16 protein-coding genes are annotated in these 23635 nt (G+C 46.1%); 2 read left to right on the forward strand and 14 right to left on the reverse strand.

What is annotated here, in order from left to right; genetic code table 11:
• Window positions 1–29 precede the first annotated feature (29 nt).
• The 4 genes from MKZ09_RS25130 to uxuA form a co-directional block, all read right to left on the reverse strand.
• On the reverse strand, window positions 30–5114 hold the full coding sequence (locus MKZ09_RS25130; protein WP_076207980.1) for a pectinesterase family protein: 5085 nt from the start codon (window positions 5112–5114) through the stop codon (window positions 30–32).
• Window positions 5115–5265: 151 nt separating this feature from the next.
• A complete protein-coding gene (locus MKZ09_RS25135; RefSeq protein WP_076207982.1) occupies window positions 5266–6645 on the reverse strand; it encodes an ABC transporter substrate-binding protein in 1380 nt (459 codons plus the stop codon).
• 221 nt (window positions 6646–6866) lie between these two features.
• Window positions 6867–8477 carry a mannitol dehydrogenase family protein gene (locus MKZ09_RS25140; protein WP_076207984.1) on the reverse strand — a complete coding sequence of 537 codons (1611 nt, stop codon included), beginning with the start codon at window positions 8475–8477 and terminating at the stop codon, window positions 6867–6869.
• Window positions 8478–9554 (reverse strand): mannonate dehydratase, encoded by a 1077-nt coding sequence (gene uxuA, locus MKZ09_RS25145; RefSeq protein ID WP_076207986.1) that lies wholly within the window; start codon window positions 9552–9554, stop codon window positions 8478–8480.
• 219 nt (window positions 9555–9773) lie between these two features.
• Between uxuA and MKZ09_RS25150 the strand changes: the two genes are divergently transcribed.
• Window positions 9774–10427: a GntR family transcriptional regulator gene (locus MKZ09_RS25150; protein WP_076207988.1), complete on the forward strand. Its 654-nt coding sequence runs from the start codon at window positions 9774–9776 to the stop codon at window positions 10425–10427.
• Between the two features lie 100 nt (window positions 10428–10527).
• Here MKZ09_RS25150 and MKZ09_RS25155 read toward each other — a convergent pair whose 3' ends face one another.
• From MKZ09_RS25155 to MKZ09_RS25195, 9 genes are all read right to left on the reverse strand, one after another.
• Window positions 10528–11232 (reverse strand): glycosyltransferase family 2 protein, encoded by a 705-nt coding sequence (locus MKZ09_RS25155; RefSeq protein WP_076207990.1) that lies wholly within the window; start codon window positions 11230–11232, stop codon window positions 10528–10530.
• A 22-nt stretch (window positions 11233–11254) separates the two neighbouring features.
• Entirely contained in the window at window positions 11255–13477 is a 2223-nt protein-coding gene (locus tag MKZ09_RS25160) for an MMPL family transporter (RefSeq protein ID WP_076207993.1), read from the reverse strand.
• A gap of 162 nt (window positions 13478–13639) precedes the next feature.
• Window positions 13640–14293, reverse strand: coding sequence for a response regulator (locus MKZ09_RS25165; RefSeq protein ID WP_076207996.1), 654 nt, complete (start codon window positions 14291–14293; stop codon window positions 13640–13642).
• Window positions 14290–15486 (reverse strand): sensor histidine kinase, encoded by a 1197-nt coding sequence (locus MKZ09_RS25170; RefSeq protein WP_076207999.1) that lies wholly within the window; start codon window positions 15484–15486, stop codon window positions 14290–14292. Before MKZ09_RS25170 ends, MKZ09_RS25165 begins: the two co-directional genes overlap by 4 nt.
• A gap of 230 nt (window positions 15487–15716) precedes the next feature.
• The gene (locus MKZ09_RS25175; protein WP_076208001.1) at window positions 15717–17177 is read right to left on the reverse strand and encodes a glycoside hydrolase family 1 protein; all 1461 of its coding nucleotides are present in this window, start codon (window positions 17175–17177) and stop codon (window positions 15717–15719) included.
• A gap of 18 nt (window positions 17178–17195) precedes the next feature.
• Window positions 17196–18494: a PTS sugar transporter subunit IIC gene (locus MKZ09_RS25180; RefSeq protein WP_036683289.1), complete on the reverse strand. Its 1299-nt coding sequence runs from the start codon at window positions 18492–18494 to the stop codon at window positions 17196–17198.
• 3 nt (window positions 18495–18497) lie between these two features.
• A complete protein-coding gene (locus MKZ09_RS25185) occupies window positions 18498–18803 on the reverse strand; it encodes a PTS sugar transporter subunit IIB (RefSeq protein ID WP_036683292.1) in 306 nt (101 codons plus the stop codon).
• Between the two features lies 1 nt (window position 18804).
• Window positions 18805–19143 carry a PTS lactose/cellobiose transporter subunit IIA gene (locus tag MKZ09_RS25190; RefSeq protein WP_038572728.1) on the reverse strand — a complete coding sequence of 113 codons (339 nt, stop codon included), beginning with the start codon at window positions 19141–19143 and terminating at the stop codon, window positions 18805–18807.
• 28 nt (window positions 19144–19171) lie between these two features.
• Complete coding sequence (locus tag MKZ09_RS25195) at window positions 19172–21094, reverse strand: BglG family transcription antiterminator (RefSeq protein ID WP_076208004.1); 1923 nt, start codon at window positions 21092–21094, stop codon at window positions 19172–19174.
• Window positions 21095–21302: 208 nt separating this feature from the next.
• Between MKZ09_RS25195 and MKZ09_RS25200 the strand changes: the two genes are divergently transcribed.
• Entirely contained in the window at window positions 21303–21464 is a 162-nt protein-coding gene (locus tag MKZ09_RS25200; protein WP_179089633.1) for a hypothetical protein, read from the forward strand.
• A 55-nt stretch (window positions 21465–21519) separates the two neighbouring features.
• Here MKZ09_RS25200 and MKZ09_RS25205 read toward each other — a convergent pair whose 3' ends face one another.
• On the reverse strand, window positions 21520–23112 hold the full coding sequence (locus MKZ09_RS25205) for a sensor domain-containing diguanylate cyclase (RefSeq protein WP_111505111.1): 1593 nt from the start codon (window positions 23110–23112) through the stop codon (window positions 21520–21522).
• Window positions 23113–23635 lie beyond the last annotated feature (523 nt).

Below are 23635 nucleotides of genomic sequence, written 5' to 3' on the forward strand. Positions count from 1 at the left end.
TGAGTCAGCACCCTCCAGATTTAGCAAACTTAATTTGAAGTGATTTTACGGGCCATTCCAGCCAGATCGACGATGTCGATCTGCTGGTCTTTATTCAGATCATACCTACTTACCTCACTCCAACCGTTATCACTTGAAGTGATGCCGTATTTGGAGCTCAGAAGAAGAAGATCATTCATGCTGGCCTTCAGATTCAACGCTGTAACGAGCTTTTGAAGTGCAGCAGACAAATCTTGAGCCGCTAGATCTACTTCCTCTTGTGTAGCATCGCTGTTGTTTAAGACATCGGTTGCGTTCGCAATGGCATCCTTAAAGATAGCAATAGCAGACTGCGAATATTGCCCCCAAAGTGTACCCATCGATGCCGACGCCAAGGTGTTGGCGGCTTCGTGAAGGATAGACTGGAGCACTGTTCTAATGACATCTCCCGAACCTGTATCAGTCACAGTAATGTTAACCTGATAAGCAGTGCCTTCCACAGAAGATTCATTACCTTCGTCATCGCTCATAATAATGTGGGTCGCTTCTAATCTAGCAACCGTCGCTTCCGTTACATCTTTTGCAGTGAAGTGAAGTTGAAGAATTCTCGGTAAATCGCCGCTCATGCCAACCCCTGGGGTTGTGCTTGCCATGAGAATCCGTGTTTGTCCCTCATTATCAGAGGAATCGATGACACGAATTTCATCTAGCAAGGATTCCGCTGACACGAACTGAATTTGCTCAGGATCGTAGTTCAGCGTCAAATCCAAGCCATATACATCACTTGTAACACGAGACATGCCATATACGACTTCAAAAGACTGCCCCTTCTCCACAGAGTCCGGTCCGGTTAAAAAACTTCCCGAACGAACAATGACTTTGGCTTCGGCCTTTAACTCCGTGCCATAGACAGCGCCCGTAACTGTAAATCGCCCTTCTACCGCATATAGCTCAGGGTTGATAGCTTCCCAAACGACAGGCACTTGCTTCACTGATTCGTCTGCATAAACAGCTCCTACAACTGTTGGCAAAATAGGAGCCACACCTACTGGTGTCTCAACATGAACTGGCAGGAGCGATTCGATTGGATTGTCGGAAGCGAGCTGGGTAGGATCCCAATCCTCTTTTCCGTTGATCGCACTCGTTGCGCTGAAAATACTGTGCAATGTATACGCTTCGGCTGCCGTGTCCGTTAATTGATGGGTCCAGTTCATTCTAGCCTGCGGATTTGCTCCCGGACCGAAGCTTTGATATTCACCGTAATACGCAGTCGCTTCGTTTTTTGAATTGCCGAAGTTGTTCCAGCCACTTGGAGCAATGTGATCTCCTATATAGCTGTTCAGATATACAGTCTTCGCATATGGACGCCATGGTCTTCCCAAATCAACAGCGGATAGGGACGAAAGCAACGCTTCGCCGGTCACTTTGCTGTTCAGGAATACATAGCCATACTCCTGTCCCTCAGGAGTGGAAGCTGCCGTCACATGCCCAGCCAATCTGGAATGAATCTCGCTGTTATCAAAAACAGCGATACCCGGACCAAAGATAAAGTCTACCGAACCTGAGATGAAACAATCCTTGAAGTAAGAACGATAGGATTGAATGGTTGTATTATTGGCATAGTTGTTGGGATCCGCGTTATCAGTCAGATTACGGGTTAACAGCGTATCCTGATAACCGATGATGTTGCAATTTTCGAAAAAGGCTTTATCCGCATATACGTCGACGGCAACAGATTGCCCTGCTCCGGAACCCGAGGAATTAATGACCGTTAGATCCTTGGCATAGAAATCATGGCCTTTTATCATGAGCGTATAATCCGTATAAGTTCCCAAACCTAACGAGGTACCATCTGGGGCCGTTTTTTTCGGATTATCATCGTAGGTGAGAATCGTTCCATCCTTGCTCTCACCCATTAAAGAGATGTAAGGCTTGGTATCTGGAATAAGAACTTTCTCATAATACAAGCCGTTTTTCACAAAAATAATGATGCGATTGCGGTTATGGTCCGGGACTGCATGGACAGCAGCTTGGATACTCATATAATCTCCGCTTCCATCTGCGGCAACAATGATAACCTTCGCGTCTGGAGCGATATCAGCCAGAACATATACATGAGCAGTAACCGGTAGGTCCGATCCTTGTACCGTACCCCTAACCTTGAACCCGTCAATATTTGTATCCGCATACAAGTCTGGAGAGATGGGTTCCCAGGACACTGGCAGAGATTTGGTCATTTGATCATTGAAGATCGCCGTTACGTGGTCTGGCAAACTCGGTGCGATACCCTTCGCAGTTGTCGCGATGACAGGTCGATAACCGGTCATGCCAGCCGAAACCACTTGTACTTGAATTTCAGCTCTTGCTGAATATCCCGTTACTGTACCCTGTAAAGTGAATGTTCCTATCTGCTGATATTCAGATGCCGGAACTAAATCCCAGATTACCGGAGCGTAACTTACCGCTCCATCCTCTCTCAAAATCGGCATCTGATTCGGCAACGTAGGCTTCATTCCTAATGCGGTCGTTACCTGTAAGGACTTATAGCCAACAACTGTCTCTTGTCCAGTTATGGTGATTGGCATCAATCCGATAATCGCTGTTCCGTCATTCATCGTCGCTGCGACGATGACTTTACCATTACTTTTAGCGATTAACACTCCGTTATCGTCGATTGTAGCCACATCTGTAGGGGTCAGATCACTATTGTAAACAGCCCATGTAACCTGCGAAGTTTCTCCCGTAGTTTTGGAGGAACTAAAGGTTAAACGCCCTCCTTTATCGGAGATTGAATTCGCCGAACCTGAGTGTGTTAACTGGATTCCATAACCGCTGGTAGCTTCCTCAGAAGCACTAATGTACAGATTATCCAAGTAAACTTGAGATGCCACTGTCGTATTATTGTTAGGCCCGATGGATTTGAAGGTGCTAATATCTGCCATCGCTAAGGTAGAATCATAGAAAGGCTGTTTACTTAACACCTTCGTTCCGTTGTAATAAACATCCACAAGCTTGTTTGGAAAATCCACAACCGTCTTGACTGTAAACCACTTATCGAGTGGGATCGCAGGAATGATGATAGGAGACGTTTTTCCGTTGATGACATAACTTAATGCTCCCGAATTCTCTGTGTTTAACCAGACGGCTACTTTACCGTTCGATCCGAGCAGCTGGAATACTCGATTATTCGAGGTGGGTTTGTTTGCATAAGTACCATTCGGCACACCGTTCGTTAAGTTGGGAGGAGCGGGGAATTTCATATGCACTTCTGCCGATAAGATTCCCGTCTGCGATCCAAAACCACGGGATACACTTACATAACCGCTATCCAGGTCATTAAGAAAGATACTGTTCGGATTCAAATCTCCGTCTGCGGCAATGGTGATCAGACCCGGGGCATAACTTGAAGCACTCCAATATCCGCCCGGCGTATCCCCTACTTTATATTCCGTGAAATCCTCGTGAACCGGGAAGGCTTTATCAGTTACGACCGTACCATCCTGAACGATATTTGCACTGTTCGTAGCGCTAATTCCTTTGGGCAAACTGCAATTTGTAAAAAAGATGTTCTCTGTGTAGGCTAATTGAGCCTTAGCAAAAGCACAATTAATGAACTGCACATTCTTCAAGGCGTTATCAGCTGTTGAAGTAGAGGCTGCCCCTGTCAACGAAATAATGTTATCCGTTCCAGAGATATCGTTATTTCTCAGGTTGATAAACCGGAAATTACTCATGTCCGGTGGATATACATCAGGAACAGGAAGCTTGTCATAGTTGGAATTCAGATCAATCTTGTTGATAAGCGAATCCCTCACTTGAATGTTGCGAATATAGCCGCCCCGGGATGTGCTTGTTTTGATCTTAAAGCCCGGTGCCACAGTGTTCGACTTGACGTCGAGGGGAATCAGATTGCAGTCTTCCACGTAGATGTCGCTTATTCCGCCAGACATCTCGCTTCCGATAACGACCCCGCCGTGTCCACCACTAAAGGTATCTCCGCGATAATAAATAAATCTGGAGGGTCTGCCGATATCCCGGCCTTCTTGATTGATCCCGGATTTAATTGCACTGCCATCGTCCCCGGTTTGAAAGGTAGAATTCAAAATGTAAACGCTCTCGGAAGAATTCGGATTAAAGCCGTCTCCATTATGTTGCGTAGTGTTAATGTCGAGGTTATACGCGGTGATGTCTTTGCTATATACCGGTACAACGGTCCACATCATTCCATTGCGGATTTTCAATCCATCGATATAGACATTGTGTGCATTATTAAAAGATAGCAGATGTCCACCACCGTAAGTTGTTCCAACTTCGACCTTGTCGTTATCGTATTCCTCACGCAGCTTCAAGCCGCTCTCCTCGTCACCAATTGTTCCGGGTCCAAGGAATGTAATATCAGTTACACTATAATCATCGTACTTGTCATGATCCATAACTCCGGCGTTAAACAAACTTTGATAAGCCTCGGGTTCCTCAATACTGTGCCTGGCTGTTACGAACGGCAAGAAGTCAGCCTTATGAGAACTAGGCATCACTTGAGCCCCGGCATCTACAAATACAGTCATATTGCTGTGCAGGAACAATCCGCCTGTCACATACTTGCCGGGTGGAAAGTATAAAGTGTCCCCTGGGGTGACCGCGTCAATAGCGGTTTGAATTGCCACGGTATCCAAGGTGTTTCCGTCTCCGGATGCTCCATAATTCTTAACATTAAACCTGAGGCCCGTCTTTTTAGTTGTGATTTGGACTGTATTACTGTCTAAAGACTCATTTCCGGATATATCCTGCGCTCGTACCGTGTAGGTATACGTCGTCTCTGGAGTTAATCCCATTAACTTGTAATAAGTCCTATCCGTTGAACCAACCTGGATTCCATCGCTGTCATAAATGTTGTACTTAGTAATATTGGAATAAAATAGAGGTTTCTCCCATGCCAGCACTACGGTTGTATCCGTATTAGAGGCAGGTGCCATTCGTAAATCCGCCGGGGAGTAAATATTCGCCGATAAGGAATCATTAATGTTGGCCGCAGAGGCGTAAGCCGTGTTGGCTTCTCCGACAAAGGCAACTTCAGGTACGACCGGGACGAGCAATAAAGTGCATAATGCAATAAGGGCAGTCTTAATTCTTTTCATAACTTACCTCCTGTTCTTTTGCAGGTAATGAAAACGCTATCAATTAGTGGTATGAATAATTAGGGAGTTGGGCATTCAAAAGACAGGCGGCCCAAGTATCCTCAAGAGCCCGCCTGCTGAGATCATTTATCGTTCGGGGATATTAACTGTTTTATTTCGAAGAGTCAAAACTTGCTTTTTCTTTTTCAAGCTGCTTTGCCCATTCATCCAATAATTCCTTGGCACTCATCTTTTTGGCCATTACCTTCTGGATCATAGGCTCCATATTCGTCTGAACCTTGTTATAGCCCGGCAGATAAACCGGATTATCAGTAAACTTCGTGTCCGGTGAGCTCATCAGGTCTGCGCCCGTCTTCACGTAAGGCACGTTTACAATCCAATCAGCATCCAAAGCATCAAGATAAGTCGGAATTTCGCCATAGAGCTCACCGTATTCACTATCATTGTGCGTTACGAAGTACGTCATGAACTCCCATGCTGCTTCCTTATTCTCGGAGTTCTTTGTCATCATCATCACCGATGGTGTAACGCCGGGGTGAACGCGATAGCCTTTGGCACCCATAGGGAATGGAATGGCTGTAAACTTGGTTAAATCGTCATTGAAAGCTTTACTGTGAGCGCTTGCGGAACCAAGGTTATGGAAAATCATACCCACCTTGCCGGACTGGAACGAAGCAGCCAATTCTGTCCAGCCTTTGTTCAAGTCATCTTCAGGTGTATTGACATTATAGCCGCTCAAGTATTTCTCCAGGAACTCTACATTCAGTGGATCGTTGATCGTTGCTTTGCCTTCTGGCGTGAAATAGTTCGTAATTCCCGAGTATGAATACATAAGATATTCCAGCGAGGTTGCACTTCCGGCTCCACCCCGTATAGAGTATCCGTAACGATCCTTGGACTTGTCAGTCAGCTTCTGTGCGTTGTCAAAGAATTGGTCCCATGTATCCGGATTCGGTAGATTTGATTCCTTCAGCCAATCCGAACGAATCCATTCCATCCAAGGCAGAACGCCATAAGGCAATCCATATAACTTCTTGTCAACCGGATCTGCTGCTCTCATTGAGGTAACCGAACCCGTTGTGATCTTGTCCTTTCCTTCCCAGCTATCGAAATAAGAATCGATTGGCTCAAGCACATCGCGTGCAATAAAGTCGGACGTAAAGTTATTGATCAGGTCCGGCCCTTGTCCAGCAGCAATAGCGACATTCAGCTTTTGTATATAACCGTTCAAATCTCCAGGCACGCCCAAATATTCGATTTTAATATTCGGATGCTCAGCCATGAACTCCTTCGTAACTTTTTGCCAGAATACATCACGGTCCGGCGTTGTAGCCGCAGCCCAGAACGTAAGCGTTGTCTTCTTGCCGGAATCTTTCGTTTCAGTGCCGCTGTCGCTAGTCGAGCTGCTTGGCTGGGGACTGGCATTCGACGAGTTATTGTTATTGTTACTGCTACCGCAACCACTTAACACGCCTCCAGCCAACATGACCGAAGCCATGACAAGTGTCCAGCTTTTTTTTCTTTTGAACATGGTGTTGAACCCCCTCAAAATTCGTCGCTCAGTTGACGAACACCGGTTATTCGTCATGTGTTTAGTTTAACTTTCGTCCTTCTCATTTTACATAAGATTCTTTTCACACTTTGTTTGGATTTTTTAAAATCATACAAAAAAAAGCCCCGATTGATTGCCTCGGGACTTTTTTCGCTTTATTTCCTTCTATATTAAAACAAATCCACTTAACTGCCTAGCTTTCACTTTAAATAGTGCTCTAATGTTCTCCGTACTGCTCCTGGACCTGCCATCATTTCCTGGAACATAAGCTCAATCTTATCGCCTAGACCAATCTCGTACAACGGAACCCCAAAAAGTCGCTCATCTTCAAGAATGGGGCGTACACTTGCGGTTTGGTCTCCAAGCGAAACTCCTTGCAGGTAACCTTGCAGTGTTTCTAGTAACGGATCTGAACTCAATGTGAAGACCTCTCCAGCATCATTCACTCCAAGTAAGTAACGACACCACACAGCAATAGCCAGTGGAATCGCCGTTAGCTGCGCTGGATCGAGATCCTCCCGGCGAATATAGGATTTAATAGTTTCACCGAATCGTATACCCACCTTCTGCGAAGTGTCTGTAGCAATCCGCTGCGGAGTATCGGGGATAAATGGATTGGCAAAACGCTCCGTAAGGACTTCGTCCAGGAACTGCTTTGGACTGAGAATCCCCGGGTCTACTACGACGGGCAGACCTTCCTTGTAACCGATTATCTCCACAAACCTCCGCAAAGTATCGTCCTTCATCTCATCCGCGATCAAGGTGTAGCCAAGCAGACAACCGGAAACAGCAAGCGCCGTATGCAGCGGATTAAGGCAGGTCGTTACTTTCATCGTCTCTACCTTGTTGACTGTCTCCCGGTCCGTAAAAATAATTCCGGCTTCCTCTAGTGGTGGACGTCCGTTCGTAAAGTTATCCTCCACTACAAGGTATTCGCTGATCTCAGCATTTACGAAAGGAGCGGTATATGTGTTTTTGGAGGTAATGATCACATCCATCTCACCAATTCCCTGTTCCAGAAGCGCTGCCTGTACACTCTCCGAGGGACGTGGTGTGATTTTATCGATCATAGACAATGGAAAGGTTATTACTCGTTCATCTTCCAGATAACGCACGAAGTCTTCTATAACAAGTCCTCTCTGGGCCCATTCCTTAGCGATCGACACAACACCGTTCTTCAGCTTGTCGCCATTGTGTGAGCAGTTGTCCATGCTGACAAAGGTCATCGGATATTGGCCTTTCAGATATCTTCGATAAGCAAGCGAAGCTACAATGCTCATGACATGAACAGGATGCTCCGGTCCGCTCTCGATATCCTTTTCCACAATGCCAAGATATTTATCGTGCGGATCCGTCAACGAGTATCCCTTCTCCGTGATGGTGAAGCTGGCCATTTGCAGGCTGGGATTCTCGAACACCTCGATCAATCGACGGTACTCTGCTTCACGGTTTTTGTCCGCTGCGATTCCCTCCACAATACTGCTGACTACTCTTTTCTGAAAATCACCACGAGCATTCATCAGCACTAAAAGGGTCAGATTGTCGTAGGGCTTGTAAACTTTATCAATCATTTCGAAATCAAAGGTTTCCACCGCAATAATACCTGTATCCGACTTCCTGCCATCCAGCAGCTTCTGATGAGCATTTGCCACAAAGCCCCTGAAAATATTACCGGCACCGAAATGAATCCATTCCGGTTTAAGCTGTGTATTGTTTGCTACCTGCTCATAGTCGAACTGCGGAAGCTCCACTCCTGCAGCTTTCCAAGCTGCTTTTTCCCCTTGGATACTGCTTCTGGTCAGATGCAGCATTTATTTTGCCTCCTTGACGTTATCCAAGCTATCCCAGACACCAAGCAAATACATGATGCCCATAGCCCTATCATACAAGCCATAACCCGGGCGGCAGTTCTTCTCTTCCCCCCACAGATGCCGTCCGTGATCCGGACGTACATAACCGATGTATCCGTTCTCATGATAGGCTTTGACCACCTCGGCCACATCAACACTTCCGTCACGCCCACGGTGCGACACCTCAATGAAATCACCATTCTCAAATACCTTCACATTACGGATATGGGCAAAATGAATACGGTCATGGAACTCGCGGATCATCGCTGGCAGATCGTTATCCGGATTCGTGCCGAGTGACCCTGTGCAGAACGTCAAACCGTTGTACGGGCTGTCCACCAAATCCAAGAAGCGGCGGATCATATCCCGGTTGCGGATAATACGCGGCAGTCCAAAGATCGGCCAAGCCGGATCATCCGGATGGATAGCCATCTTGATGTCCACTTCCTCGCATACTGGAATAATGCGTTCCAGGAAATACTGGAGATTGTCGAATAGTTTATCTTCCGTCACATCCGCATAAGCCGCAAACAGCTCATCCAGCTTTGCCAGCCGCTCCGGCTCCCAGCCCGGCATCGTGAACTTTCCAGCTCCCTTCAGAATCCGGTCCACCATCTCACGCGGATTATCGGTAATAGCAGCCTTTTCATAAAAGAGAGCATTCGAGCCATCAGGCAACTCTTTATACAGTTCTGTGCGGGTCCAATCGAAAACAGGCATAAAATTATAGCAGATCACCTTAACGCCAACCTTGGCGAGTTTACGAATGGTGTCGATATAAATATCGATATATTTATCACGGGTCGGCAAGCCGATTTTGATATCATCATGAACGTTGACGCTTTCTACTACAGCCGTGCTGAAACCCTTGCTGGTGATTTGATCCGCCACTTCTTGGATCCGTTCCATTCCCCACACTTCTCCGGCTACTTTCTCATGCAAAGACCAGACAATCCCCATAACACCCGGAATCTGCCGAATGTGGTCCAGCGTGATATTGTCATTGCCTTCGCCATACCATCTCCACGTCATGTTCATTGATAAACCCTCCTATGAATTCGTTTTCATCTATCTTGTATACAAGATTTACTTGATCATAGAATAAGAACAATTCTTTGTCAATCACAATTCGATCAGGAATTTTATCCTGTAATCAAGGAATATCCGCCCTATTTTTATCCCGATGATTTTAATGAACGAACTTATCATGTATACTAGTACTGTATCTGTCATCAATAATTGAAAGCAGGAACAAAAATGTCAATCAAAGCGGAAATTCTAAACACACTGAAGCAAGAAATCCTCACACTGTCGTTAAAGCCAGGTACCATTCTAAGTGAAACTGCCTTGTCTGAGCGGTTTCAGATTTCACGTACACCGTTGCGTGATGTTCTCAAACAGCTTGCACTGGAATCTTATACCGATATCTATCCGAAAAAGGGTAATATTGTCTCCTTCATTGATCTTGAATCTGTTGAACAAATCACATACTTGCGTTGCACACTGGAAAAGGAGATCCTCAAGGATCTTTCTGCACAGCTTTTACTACCCGGAGTGCACGAGCTGAAGGAAATTCTTAAGAACCAGAAAGAGGTCATCGGGCAGGAGAACGCTGTAGATTCTTTCCTTAATTTAGACGACGAGTTTCACCGGGCCTTGTACAGGCTTGCTGGACGTGAGTATCTGTGGACTCTGATTCAGCAGTCGAATGTACATTATCTCAGGTACCGCAGACTGCACATGCTAAAAACCGACAAGCTGGAAGAAATCTGGAACGAACACCAATCCATTCTTGAGCTTATGGTGCAAAAAGAAACCACCAAAATCGGTCCGCTAATCCACCACCATCTTCGGGAAGATATTCATTCACTGGATTTTCAGGAGAATTTCTCGGAATATTTAAAGAAATAGTCAGCCAAAAGGCAGCTTACTTCCATAAAACAAAGAGACATCGTATGGAATTCTCCGTGATGTCTCTTGTTCAATTTACATTAACGTTTCCTAAATCCAATCATCTCTTAATCCGATACAAAATGACTCTCTTTCTGAGCCAGCCAATCAATATGGCATCCATAAAACCCATACCGCCACGATTGATTTCCCCATATTTAGAGGTTCCGTGTTTCCTCGCTTGATGGGTTACCGTAACTTCAATAACTGAAAAGCCGTTCATCTTAGCCACCGTGGGCAAAAAGCGGTGCATTCCATTATATAAATAGAAACTGTCAGCTACCTCCCTTTTGAAGAGCTTCATAGGACAGCCTATATCATAAATTGAATCTCCAATAATCCAATTACGTATTTTTTTCGCGAAACCTGAAGATATTTTCTTAAGCCACGTATCTTTATGATCGGCCCATTTTCCATTTACAAAATCTCTTTTCTTGATGAAAGGCATTAATCTAAAGATGTTCCGTGGATCTGTCTGTAGCGCTGCATCCATAAGGGCGATCAGTTCGCCCTGGGAATTTTTTATCCCCGCCCAAATGGCTGCCGTTTGCCCGTAGTTTTTTTCAAAATGAATGACCTTTACCACTTGATCCATCTGTGCGATTTCATTTAACAGCGCGGCACTGCGATCCCTACTTCCATCATTCACCAGTACGATTTCATAATGCTCAATTCTCCCTCTTATTGCTTCAGTGATACTTAAGTAAAGATCGTATATATTTTCCTCTTCATTATAAATAGGTACGACTACGGAAAGGTGAGTCATCGAGCAACACCTCACTATCCACTTATTTTAGGGGCTCAGTAGAGAGGTTGGTTTTAGGATCCCTCACTAGTCTTACTTGTTTTTTCTCAACCGCCTTCATCACTTCCTCACCTTCTACATCCAGATTAGGAAGCACGCGATCGAGCCACTTCGGCAAATACCACGCTGATTTTCCCAGCAAAGTCATTACACCGGGAACGATGAGCATCCGGACAACAAAAGCATCGAACAAAACCCCAAAGAGAAGTGCAAAGCTCATCACCCTGATGTTCGGATCTTCTGCCAGCATGAATCCCGTGAAAACAGAGATCATGATCAGTCCTGCAGCTGTAACTACCCCGCCGCTGTGACGAATACCGGCCAGAACGGACTTTTTGGCATCCCCGCTTTTCTTAAATTCTTCTCGCATTCTACTGACGAGGAAAACTTCGTAGTCCATGGCAAGTCCGAACAAAATGCCGACAACCATGATTGGGAGAAAATTGAGTATGGGAGCTTGCCCATTAAAATGGAACACATTTTGCAAATGTCCATCCTGTATGACGAAGGTAATAAAACCTAATGTAGCCCCCAAAGAAAGAATAAATCCCAGGACCGCTTTGATGGGAACCAGGATGGATCGGAATACCATCACTAGAAGAACAAAAGCCAATCCGACGATGATGATGCAAAATTCAGGCAGCGCCTCGTTCAGCTTCTGAGAGATATCGATATTTACGGCTGTGCTCCCGGTTACTTTCAGTTTCACATGATTTTGACTCTCAATCTCTGCTGCTTGACTGCGAATTTGTTTAACCAGATCTACCGTTTTATTATCTGCTGGACCAGTAGCCGGAATCACATTAATCAAAGAAATCTTTCCGGAAGGACCAGAAACAGCAGGAGCAATCGTACCAATGTTAGGATAGGTTTTAAGTTGTTCCAGCGCCCCAGACAGATTAGCTTCAGCGTCTTGTCCACCATCGGTTTCGGCTAGGATAACGAGCGGACTATGATACCCAACACCGTATGCCTCTGTCATCAGATCGTATGCCCGCCGCTCAGTTAATTCCGGCGATTTTTGCGCATCATCCATGGTGCCTGTCTCCATGTTGAAGAAAGGTATTGCAATAGTGCCCAGCAATACTACCCCAAGGATCACAGCCAACCATGGGCGCCCGGTAACAAAACTCCCCCATAAATTACCTCGAGTCTCGTTCTTTTTGTTGCGGGTTGAACCTTTGAAACTTTTTTTCGATTTGGCTTTGATCAAGCCTCCCATCGCTTCGAGGATAGCAGGAACCATAAAAATAGCGATGAGCACAGCCACGAAAATGCAAAGCGCAGCGGCTAAACCCATTGCGGTAAGAAAAGGAATACCAATCACCGACATTCCCGCAAGACCGATAATAACCGTTATGCCTGCAAAGACAACCGCACTCCCTGCCGTGCCGTTCGCAATCGCAATTGCTTCTTTTCTTTCATAACCTTCGGCAAGCTGTTGCCGATATCTGGAGATAATAAACAACGCATAATCGATCCCCACTGCCAGACCAATCATGCTGGCCAGGGATAGCGCAAAAGAAGGGGTGTCGAAGAAATTCGAGCCGATGATGATCAACATCACACCGGTACCAAGGCCAATGACTGCCGTAAGAATCGGTAAGATCCCCGTCAGGACAGATCCAAAAGCAACGGTGAGAACAAGAAGCGCAATGAGCACACCTATCCCTTCTGTAACGCCGCCGATCTCCATTTTCACATAACCAGAGCCCGTTAATTCGGCCTGAAGGCCTGCATCACGCAAAATACCTGCCACATCAAGCACACGTTCCTTTGATGTTTCTGTAACGTCACTACCTGGAGTATTGTATGAGATGGTGGCATAGCCAATTTTGCCATCTGCACTTACTGAATGATTGTCGTAAGGACTTACTACTGCTGTAACCGCCGGATCCTTAGCCACTTCCTCCAACTGTGCACCAATTAATTGCATAGTTGTTTCTGAGGATAAGGTTTCATCCGTTAGTGATTTCATCACCAACTGAATTTTGCCGCTGTTATCCACCATGGAGGGAAATTCCTGATACATCTGTTCCATCGTTTTTATGGATTCCAGTCCAGGGATAGTAGTTCCTTCATGAAGCTTAGGCCCCATCGAAAGAGCTACAATTGCCGAGATCAGCAAGATGGCAATGCTTCCTAGAATGACTTTAATACGGTTGCTCGCCGACCAGAACCCAAGCCGGTACAATAATTTGGCCATTTCAGTATCGTCTCCTCTATACTAATGTTTTTCTCTATGCCTTTATCTTATAGAAGAGAAGTCTTGCTAACATCGTCCAAAGGGGCGGACATGCTCTGCCCTTTCGGGCAGCCCATTAGTCCACAAAAAAACATGCGAAAAATTTCTTTCGCATGTTCATAATTACATATGTAAAATCCCCCGTTCCAAAGCGGCCGCCACTGCCTGCGATCGCGAATCTACCCCTAGCTTATTGTAAACACTCGTCAGATGAGCTTTTACAGTACGTTCTGAGATTCCCAAATCAAAGGCGATTTCTTTACTTTTGAAGCCCTGAGCCACACTTTGCAGAATTTGAGCTTCTTTATCAGATAACAAGGATACTTCTTTATGAATCGGAGCTGAAACCTTCTGCTGCTCGCGAGCAGAAATCACTCTCTCCATGATTTCTGCTGAAAGCAAAGTTTCTCCTCTTATCGCTGATTCAATATTCCTGAACAAATTTTCCCGGTTCGTATCCTTTAATAAGTAACCTCTCGCGCCCAAGGCCAATCCATTAATCATTAATTCATCCTCGTTATAAGTCGTCAAAATAATAACCGGAACGGAGTTGTTCTTCTCCCTCAATACCTTCATAGCTTCCAGTCCTCTCATGACCGGCATATTCAAATCCATCAGGATCACATCCGGTCGCACTTCATCTATAAGGGTTATAGCTTCCTGCCCATTTACCGCTTCTCCAACAATTTGAAACTGTTCATCCGTCTCCAGGATCAGCTTCAAGCCTTCCCGAACAACAAAATGATCATCTACGATCAGAATTTTCACTTGCGTCATGTAGGGTCTCCCTCACTAAATGATGTCTCAACCTGAATGCTTGTTCCAGCTGAACTGCTATGCACTTTCAATGCTCCTCCAATCAGCCTTACCCGCTCCTGAATCCCGAGTAAACCGTAATGTCCGGCATCCTTGCCGATGGCGTCTGTGTTAAATCCCAATCCATTGTCTCTGATTTCTATAAAAAGCCGCTCATTTTGATCGGACAGGGTAATCCACACCTTCTCAGCCCGGGCATGACGGGCGATATTGGTCAGACCTTCTTTTATAATGTGCAAACTATGTTCCATCATCACTCTAGACAAACGTCTGGTAAGCTTAAAATCCATAGTTACAACGATACCTGTAGCTTCGCCAAAATGCTGTGTTTCATAATCGACCGCTTCCCGAAAATCAATCTCTGAAGCTGATTTTGCCCGCAAATTGTCAATTGCTCTACGAGCTTCAGCTAAGGTTGTGCGAGCCTGCTTCATAGACTGTCTGACAATTTCTTGAGAGCGCTCTGTGTTCCCCTTGGTCATATGAGCATCCGCGGCTTCGAGCTGCATAATTAATCCGGCCACTCCCTGCGCCAATGTATCATGCAGATCCCGAGCCATTCGCTGGCGTTCATTTGCCAGTGTCAGCTCCTCTACCTTTTTATGGGCCTCTTTTAGATCATGTAAAAAATTCTGAATTCTGAGACGCTCGCGAACCTGTTGAAAAAACAATAATGTATACGCTAAAACGATCACAAGCATCAGAACAAATAATGGCATAAATACGATCAATTCATCGGTATCGCCCACGGTGAGCGACGAATCAAAAAACAAAATTATACTAATAAGGGCAACAAAAACGATTCTTTTTATTCGAAATGAAAAACCAAGGCTTTGGGCAATCAGAACCGGAAGCAATCCCATCAATACTGCTTGATACCCCTGTGGCATCAAAATCGCACAAAGATAAATTAGAATTGCTTGTGCCGAAAAATAAAACCAAAATTGCTTATTAGTGATTCGATAGGAGTTCCAGTGCAGCAGAATATGGACTGTGAATAAGCCTGTAAATATCGAACTGGATAATATTTGAGGGTCCTTAAGAAACTGCAGCAATATAGTGCCAATATATACAATGGATACCCAGATCAAAAGCGGCAATCTGGACGCAAACAATTCATCGATGAACAATAGTCCGGCTTTTCTTTCTTTCACTTGGCTGACCCTCCTTCTCCTCTATTATAAGGATTTAACCTACATGTTGGTAATGTACGAAAGTACATGTACGTTTGGGCAATCGAGATCGCCTTGTCTTGTAGTGCCTTCCCGGATAAAACTTCGTTATAAGAAGAAGCTCACACGATTTCTATTCCCTATTAAAAAAACAAAAAAACCTTGATTTCTCAAGGTTTTCGTAAAAAATGAACAAAGACTATAACGCCGCACTAATAGCTTAAATTTGCTCCGTTAGAGGTTATGACCTTTTTGTACCAGTAAAAGCTGTCCTTACGCAGACGCAGCAGCGTTCCATTGCCTGCATCATCCTGATCAACATAAATGAAGCCGTACCGCTTGCGCATCTCCGAGGTAGAAGCCGAGATCAGATCAATACAGCCCCAGCTGGTGTAGCCCATCAGCTCCACGCCATCGGCAATGGCTTCCGCCATCTGCTCAATATGCTGTGCCAGATACTCTATCCGGTATGGATCACGGATCGTGCCATCCAGTTCGAGTATATCTGCAGCACCCAGACCATTCTCTACTACGAACAGAGGAAGCTGGTAGCGGTCATGCATCTCCTTGAGCACAAACCGCAAGCCCTTTGGATCGATCTGCCAGCCCCAGTCGGAGGTTTTCAGAAAGGGATTCTTCAGCCCTGAGGACAGGTTGCCTTCCGTCGTAGCCGTGATGCTCTCATCCACACTGACTACTGAGGACATGTAATAACTAAAGGAAAGAAAATCTACAAGATTGTCCCGCAGCAAAGCTTCATCCCCCGGCAACATGGTTATTGTCACTCCATGCTGCTCCAAATGCCGGCGGATATAAGAAGGATAATAGCCTCTAACCTGAACATCGGAGCAGAACATTGCCATTTGGTTCTCCGCTTGCGCTTTCAGTACATCACCGGGATGACAGGAATATGGGTAGAGTAGCTTGCGGGCCAGCATGCAGCCAATCTGGAACTGCGGATTGATCTCCCGGCCCCGCTTAATCGCAAGCGCACTGGCTACGAACTGGTGATGCAAAGCCTGAAAAGCAACCTGCTTCTCATTTGACTTGCCATCCAGAATAATCCCTGCGCCCAGAAACGGCGCTTTGAGCGTACAGTTAATTTCGTTGAAAGTCAGCCAATACTTCACCTTATCCCGGTAACGGGTGAACACAGTTTCCGCATAACGTACGAACAGTTCAACCAGTTCTCTGGATTCCCAGCCGTTGTATTTGGTGACTAGGTGCACCGGCATTTCATAATGGGAAATGGTAACCAGCGGCTCGATATTGTATTTGCGCAACTCATCAAAAACATCGTCGTAGAAACGCAGTCCTGCCTCGTTAGGTACTTGCTCATCGCCATTAGGATAAATACGTGGCCAGGAGATGGACATACGGAATACCTTAAAACCCATCTCAGCGAACAAGGCGATATCTTCTTTGTAGCGGTGGTAGAAATCAATCCCTCTGCGTTTGGGGTAATTTCCCTGATTATCATCCTGTATGGCCTCTTCTAGCTGTGGGCCGGACATGGACAATAGCTGTTCCAGGCTCTGCCGTTCCTTTGGAGGACAATATTTGACTACATCAGCAGTGGACAAACCCTTGCCGCCTTCATTATACGCGCCTTCGACCTGATTGGCGGCTACCGCACCGCCCCACAGGAAGTTTTCCGGAAATGGATAAGTCATCGGTTGAGCCTCCTTTTATTAATTGGTGGCAGCGGTTGCTGCCGCTTTAGCTTCAGCCTGCTGTTCTTGCTCCAGCGCTTCGGCATCGGCTTTTTTGAAGAATGGATAGTAGATCATGAAGCTTGCACCAATCATAACCAACTGGAACGCACTTACGCGCCAGCCCCCGTTCATCCAGCCATTAACCAGCACCGGAATGCCCAGCGGCACCTGAATCCCGTGCAGCACAGGAAGGATACCCAGCGTCGTCAGAAGAATCGCCAGACCACTACTCACCAGCGGAGTCAGGATAAACGGAATCATAAACCGAACATTCAGCACCAATGGCATCCCGAAAATCACCGGCTCATTGACACCGATCAGACTTGGGATAATTGCCAGTTTACCAAGTGTCTTATAACGTGTAGATTTAGCGAACAACATCGCAATAATGAGACCTAACGTTGCCCCCGCACCACCGATCAGTACATAAACCGGGAAGAACGGTGAACCAATGATATGCGTACCTTCCACACCTCTTTGGTAAGCGTCCAGATTCTCAAGTCCCAAAGCCACCCAAATCGGGCCGACAACGGAATAGACTACCAAGGTGCCGTGAACTCCAAAGAACCACAGCAGGTGAATTACAAAGATGCAGATCAGCATCGCCCACCAGGTACCACCCAGACTAGTCAGTGGCAGCTGGATAATCGAGAAGACAAACTCGTGCATATTGCCATATTTCGTTGCGGCGAAAATCGCCGTCAGCACTAGCATCAGAACCGCTACGATAAAACCAGGCGTAAGCGCGGCAAAAGATTTCTCAACCGTGGGCGGAACACCCTTCGGCATTTTGATATAGAATTTCTTTTCCAATACAAAGGTATAGATCTTACCTACCAGCAGTGCCAGGATGATTGCCACGAACAATCCCTTGGCGCCCAACCAGGAGTAACCAAATGCTTTGGTCACACCGTCATCCAGCAGTCCTTTTGGTGTAACTAGCAAGAAACTCATCAGCGCCAAAATCCCTGCCGAGAAACCTTGCTGCTTATGTTGGGTAGCGAAATTGTAAGCGATGGAGAACACCGCGTAAAGTGCGATCAAATCGGTGGTTACGGTTGCCGGAATCGAAGTATAAGTTTTGAGTCCAGTGCTTTCCAGGAAATTCTGATAAGGATCAAGCTTGAGTGCATTAATCAGGGAAAAAATAGCGCCCAGAATCAATATTGGCATCAAGGCCATCAGACCGTTGGAAATAGCGCTGATATAGGTGTTTTTTTGGATTTTCGTGCTGACTTTCTGGATCTTGGCTCTCCATTCTGCGCCGCCTGCCATGACTTAAGCCCCCTTCTCCATCAGTTCAAGTGCTGTAGCCAGCACCTTGTCCCCATCCATCATGCCATAGTCCATCATATCGATCGTAGTTACTGGAATGTTCGGATATTCTGCGGCCAGATCGCCTTCGGCGTGTCCCATTTGTGGTCCAAGCATAATGATGTCAAAAGGCTTTTGATCGGCAATATCACTCTCTGCCACCGCATCAATAACCACTTCAACCCCTTGTGTCCGTGCCGATTCTTTCATCCGTTCCACCAGCATACTTGTCGAGAATCCGCCTGCACAGGCGAGCAATATTTTTTTCATCTTAGTTCACCGATCCTTTCAATTCTAGTTCGAGCGCTTTGCGTTCTTTAATTTCTTCGATCAGTTCTACAGCCAGTTCTCTAACCGTCAGGGCATTCATCAAATGATCCTGCGCGTGAATCATCAGCAGCGTAATTTCTGTCTTTTCGCCCCGGCCTTCAGCCTGGATCAGCCCCGTTTGCACTTTATGTGCTTTAGTCAGGCTGGTCTTGGCGTTCTTAATCATCTCGCCCGCTTCTTCCAGGTTTCCGGCGCGCGCGGTTCTTACCGCTTTTAGGCTAAGGCTTCTGGCCTCTCCGCTGCTGGCAATAATCTGCATAATCGTTTGTTCATAATCCATGGGTTCTCCACTCCGTATCGTCATTTTTTTATAGTAGGTTCTCTATCTCATTCATAAATTGCTCATAACTATTCGTGTTTAGCAGCCGGTTACGGCTGTCTTCCTTCTCCATTAGAACCAGTAGCAGCTTGCTGATTTCTTTGTGCAGGAATAACTGCCCCGGACCCAGATTGATCAGAAAAATCAACTGAACCGGCTTACCCTCATAGATCAGCGGTTTCTTCAACACGGTTACACTGATACAGTCGCGGATCGCGCTCATCCGCATCGGATGCGGGCCGGCCACCCCATTTTTGTAAATGGTGGTGAATTTCTGCTCTCTGAGCAGCACTTGTTCGGGAAAATCATCAGCTGCATAATGATTGCCCACGATCTCACGGCAGCGCTGCTTCAACAGCTCCATGTAATCTTCGTCCGAACCAGACAGATGGAACAGCTCCCTGCGGAACAAATCCTTGAAATCCATCAGCTTGTAGGACGGTTCTGTACGATTAATCTGCAAAGACAATATTTCTTTAATCCGCTGAATCTCTTGATCATCCAGCAGCTGTTTGATATGGATCACCGGTTTTTCCTTAATCTCTGTTGCCAGCGGTACAGTAGAGAGAATCAGATCCACAGGTTTGCTGCTGATCTCCTCCACCTCCGTAATGGAGGCTGTGATCACCGACGCTTTGGGGAATACCGCTTCCAGCTTCAGCCGGATTAACTGGGCACTGCCCCCTCCTGTGGAGCAGATCACGGCAATCCGTTTGAACTTCTCCAGATTGCGCTGCTGCATCCGTTCCAGATGGGTGGCAAAATGCAACGCGACATACCCTGCCTCATCGCGCGACATCCGAAACCCGTACTGCTCCTCTACAATCTCAGCGAAGCGGAAGGAAATGACGAACACATTGGCATACTGGCTGTAAACATCCTCCACCAATGGGTTGCCGAGCTGAAGATTGTAATACAACCGGTTCAGCAGCGGGAACATATGTAGCAACAGGGCTTCGCGCAGCTCATGATCTTGCGTGAATCCAGTAAGGAACTCGCGGTCCAAGCGCTCCAGAATAGCCGTAATTCCCTCCCGCAGATGCGATTTGGTCTCTTCCGACATCCGCTCCATAATGGTCTTGCCAGAAATGTGCAGCGCCAAATAATCAATCTCATCCGCCGGAAGCTTAATCTGGTATTGAGAGGAGATAAAATCTGCAATACTCCCGGCAATATCCTGATACAGCGGCTCAGGTGTTCCCTGCAAGGCTTGTCCAGCCACAATGAAATTGTGCTTGGAAACTCTGTAAAGAAGAATGAACAGATGAGTCAAGATATTATCCAGAAACACATCCGAGATCTTCAGTTCTTTTTCCTTGAGGATTTGCAGTAGAAATCCCTTAAGCTGCTCAGCATCAAAATCCTGACTGAAGGCATGAAAATCCTCCGTATGCTGCAGCGTATGACCCGATTGCAAGATAAAGTAAGAAAAGGCTTTGCGGAAGTCTTGCTCTTCCCCCTCGATTTTCATGCCATAATGAGCCCGGCGTTTCAAGCTAAGCCGGAAAGCGGCAAGTCGCTGCTCTACTTCCCTCAGATCAGAAATAATGGTAGAACGGCTAACGCCGATTTCTTCCGCCATGTTATCCATAGACTGATAGCTATCGTTCTGCAAGAGATAGAATAGTAAATACTGCTGGCGTGATTGCTTATTATCGAGATCCACCTGATCCAGCTGCAGCATGCCTTTTTCTTGGTAGCTACTGAATTTGGCTTCATCACCAATCTCCAGTAGATAACCCTGGCCGCGGATCATACGGATACCGAAACCATTCGCCTCTCCTGTTTTGTCGAGTGCACGGATCACGTCACGGAGAGTCCGTTCGGACAACCCCACTTCGGCAATCAGCTCACTCATGCGCACAGGACTCTTGCGGGTATATAAAATATTAACAATCGTATATTCTCTCACCTTAAATTCCCTCATTTGTGATACTAGTATCGGATGAAGCACTCAGCTGGTTATGAATACATCATACGTGGAAGCGTTATCTTCTGAACAGTTTGTATTCTGCTGTTTGGAACGGCAGAAACTGACGGATAGGTAAATAACGGATTAATTTCTTAGCATACATTATTTGTGGCCACAAATCAGGAGGAAATATACAACAAAGGGGAGAGTGATTAAAGAGCGGGAAATCAAGGACAGCTTGTTCATTGAGGTTATTCGCTTTCTTCTAATTGATAGACTGTTTAATGCTTCTTCCATTATTGCTATTGCTGCCTTTTTAACTTTTGTTAAGCGTATAGCCATTGACAAAACCTCCTTCTACTTCATCTGATTTAGTCAGATATAGCAAAGGAGGTTTATGTGCTTCTATATTTCAAGCCATTGCTTCAAACATCAGCGACCATCGTCTGGTTTCTTCCCCTGCTCTTGGCCAGGTATAACGCTTGATCTGCCTTCTCCAACAGCCCCTCCCGCTCCAATGCATGAATAGGATAATGGGCGATACCTAGAGAGATCGTAACCTGTGTCGGGATTGGTCCCCTGCTTTGTTCCATAGCCCGCCGGACTCTTTCAGCTATGGTGAAGGCTTCCTCGGGCCTAGTGTGGGCTAGCAAGATGATGAACTCTTCACCGCCGTAGCGGTAGCAAACATCGTCTGGACGAAACGAGGTAACTATAACTTTGGCTACATGTTTCAGCACTTCGTCGCCGATGAGATGACCGTAAGTGTCGTTCACGAGTTTGAATTTGTCTACATCCAGTACAATGAGCGAAAACGGCTGCCCAGAGGTAATCCACTGACTCATCGTATACTCTAACGATCTCCGGTTCATTAAACCAGTCAGAGCATCCGTCGTAGCCTCTTGGGTCAGTTGATCCGTCTGCTTCTGAATATCCGTCACGGCAAGCAACACAGCCTTGGTCAGCAGATCTGCCTCTCGGCTCCATTGCGGCTTCGCTTCTGGCAATTCAATCTTCTCCTTGCCCATCCTGCTCACCAGATTTGCCAGGTACACAAAAGGCCGGGCCAGCTTGCGCGCAACGAAAATGACGCCCATCAGGAGGATAATGAACGGAAACAACGAATACCAGAGAATGGTCCGAAGGTGCCCCATCAGTTGATGATGGATGACACTAATCGGCGAAACGACCACAATTCCCCATCCGTTGGCTGGAACGCTGGAGTATCCGGCAAGCATTTCAACGTCACGGGTGTTACGCACTTGCTGTTCCCCACTCTCCCCATTCATGAGTTTCTGCACAACCTTGTTATTGCTGACATCCTCCCCAATGAGCTGCTTATCCGGGTGGTACAACAGATGCCCGCTTGAATCCACAATATAATAATAGGAGCCAGAATCGTCCACGTTATTGTCGCCAAAAATCATAGACAAAATATTGTTCTCCTGCAGATAAAATGTGCCGCTCAAAATACCGCGATATGTACCATTCTTGCTAAAAATCGGCTGACTCATAAAAACGATTAGTCTATTGGTGGTTTGGGTCATGTAGGGGGAGGATATGTAAGGTTTTTTTAGCGCCAAAGCTTCCAAACCGACCTTAGAAGTTATATGATTTCCTGCTGACCCCAAACTAGTCGGTACTACATTGCGGATCAGCCCGTCGGCATCGAGCACGGCGATAGAATTGAAGTAATTGCTACTATTGCGCATCAGTTCCAAATTATCATCCACTTGCTTGGGCGTTAAGCTTTCGTCATCGGAAAGTGTGTCAGCACTGTATTCCAAACTGCTGCGCATGGACTGAAATAAGGAATCCATTGTTTTGGTCATTCGGTCAGCGTTGTAGTAATTCAGATGGAGCGTAGTCTCCATCAATGATTGTTTTTTGGACTCGTAAGAGCCAATCAGAAGAATGCTTGAGGTTAGTAAAACCACCAGCGTAACCAAGCCCGTAAGCAGCGATGTGAGACTGAGCTTTTTACTTTGACCCGGCTCGGCTCTTCTCAGTGTAAGCAAACTTTAACCCTCCTTGGTTCTTGAAAACTAGATTAATCAATAATACAACAAATTAAGATGTTATTCGACAGTAATCAAAAGGCTCGGATCTCTCATACCACTGTGCTTACCGTTTGATATACGGCGGTTCATGAAATCTTCCATATTAAAAAACTCCTCTCCAGAGCTTGTGATTAGACAAGCACTGAAAAGGAGTGTTATCACCCTGATTCTGTGAGCTCGGATGTGATTCCAAGACACACAGAACCTTTAGTTTTTGACGGAAGCATTACTCAAGAAAAACAAAAAAACCTTGATTTCTCAAGGTTTTCACTGTGATGCCGAGGACGGGGATCGAACCCGTACGGTACTCACGTACCGCAGGATTTTAAGACATGAGTTTTTATTGATATGATATGGAACTAAACTCAATAACCTAGTCATATCAAGGACTGAACCCGTTCTTATATTGTTCTCATGTGAACTGGTTTCTACTGGTTGACCTAGAGTCTGTCCCCAGTTCGTCCCCAGCCCGTCCCCTGCG

Source organism: Paenibacillus sp. FSL R5-0908 (assembly GCF_038006245.1).
Lineage (GTDB): Bacteria > Bacillota > Bacilli > Paenibacillales > Paenibacillaceae > Paenibacillus_AQ > Paenibacillus_AQ odorifer.